At 44.9% G+C, this 1,825-nt stretch carries 1 protein-coding gene; it reads right to left on the minus strand.

The features are described from left to right. Nucleotides 1-291: 291 nt before the first annotated feature. Nucleotides 292-1,590, minus strand: coding sequence for an IS1380 family transposase (locus KI363_RS21475; RefSeq protein ID WP_212967600.1), 1,299 nt, complete (start codon nt 1,588-1,590; stop codon nt 292-294). Nucleotides 1,591-1,825: the final 235 nt, after the last annotated feature.

The raw sequence follows: 1,825 nt of genomic DNA on the forward strand, positions 1-1,825 counted from the left end.
ACCAATCACCTGTTTGACATCAAACTGGATGTCGTGTTGGGCGAAAAAGTGTTGAGCTAGAAGATAGATGGGATTTCCATCGACAACCAAAGTGAGATCTTCCGGAATCTCCTTCATCTTCACTAATCCCAAATTACGAAAGTGAATTTACTGAATATTAATTTGGAGATTATTTGGTAAATACTTGTAAAAATGGAAGCCGAGATCCCATGATTTCGGAAAATTGGGTATACCTTCCCCCTCCCCAAAATGAAGGGGCAACGAATTTCCAATTTATTCAGTTACTGCCAGTCACTCAAGCTGCTTTACGCTTTGAACCATGTTTGAAAAAGCCTTTTTATGAAGGTAGCCTTCCTGAATCTTTAGCATGATTTGCCTGGCATGATAGACGAATACTCCTGCTGCCTGAACGATTTCCCTGCGAAACCTCTGGATGGTATAGCTTTTCATGGGGGCAGGGCAATGGTCCATCTTAAAAAGTTCAAACAGGTTATACGCAAATAGCTTAATCAACAGGTCCAGTTCGTTGGCCTTGAATGATCCCGTAGGTATTCGGTTGATGGAAAAGCCGTATTTGGCTTCCTTGATGTAGTTTTCCATGCAAGCCCTTTGGTTGTAAAAGCGCCAGATGTCCATCGGAGACCAATCCATGGTGTGGACAATGGCTTCATGTTCCCAAATGAAATCGATCAATTGCGCTTGATCCATCTCGAAACGGGCAGCTTTCCGGATGACTGAGACACTTCTTGGCTTATCCCAGGATGTGGCTTGATAGCTGACCGTCTTGCCTTCAATGACGATATCTTCATCGACAAACCGGATCCATGGCTGCGGATCGGTATAAACGGTCTTTGCCAGCCGGCCTGTCCATTTCAATTTGCCGGCGTAGTCAATCTGTTTCCCTTCCCAATATCTGTAGAAGTCCTCCCCGGCAAAGCCTTTGTCAAAGCGGGCATAGGAGACAGTCTGGGATTCAGAGAGCAGATTCAAGGTCTCTTCTGCAAGTTCAATCGCATTGTCGGCCGTATGCCGGTTTCCGGGCCGCAGGGCTGCATTCAGGCATAGACGGGTCTTCCCTTCATACACCAACAGAGGATGATAACTTTTGCGGCCGGGTTTATGGGGATTGGGCCCAACTTTGGCCAACTCCTGGTGCCCATAGACCGTTTCGATGGTTGAATCAAAGTCCAGGATCAAAGAGGATGGCAAGGCCGGTTCAATGATGTCGTGCATCAGCTCTTTGATGTCCAGCTGTACATTGAATTTGGCAAGATATCTTAGGTCTTTGCCCAATAAGGAATAATGTGGGCAACTGCCGCCCATAAACTGCTGTACCAGGGCATCCTTCTCCAAGGAACGGAAGTGGAAAAGCCGGCTGCAGGAAGCCATCCATCCAATGATCAAATAGATAATAATCTTGCGAAACGGAAACTTGGAATTGCCTTTCTTGATGGAATCAAAACAACGAAACGTGCCTTCGATCTCCATTTGTTTCAGGAACTGAAGGAATGGAAGCAGTCCCGCAATATTGGTGGAACTTTTTAAATTAAAGCCAACTTTGATATTTGATAGGTTTGTGGTAAACTTCACCTTAAAGGTGCTCCTTTCTTTGGGATTGTAGTTTTCGCAAACACAATTATACCAAAGGCTGGAGCCCTTTTTGTATTTAGTTACTAGATTTTACTTTCGTAATTCAGGCTAATACTTCATCAATGGCGCGAATAGCCGTGACCGTATCTCGATTGGGAGACACGGGATAAGAGAGAATGATCTTCTTGACCGCGTCAAAAAAGAAAAACAAATAGTGCCATTTTCCATTCACGCG

Origin of the sequence: Lederbergia ruris, from assembly GCF_018332955.1 — a bacterium.
GTDB classification, from domain to species: domain Bacteria; phylum Bacillota; class Bacilli; order Bacillales; family Bacillaceae_C; genus Lederbergia; species Lederbergia ruris.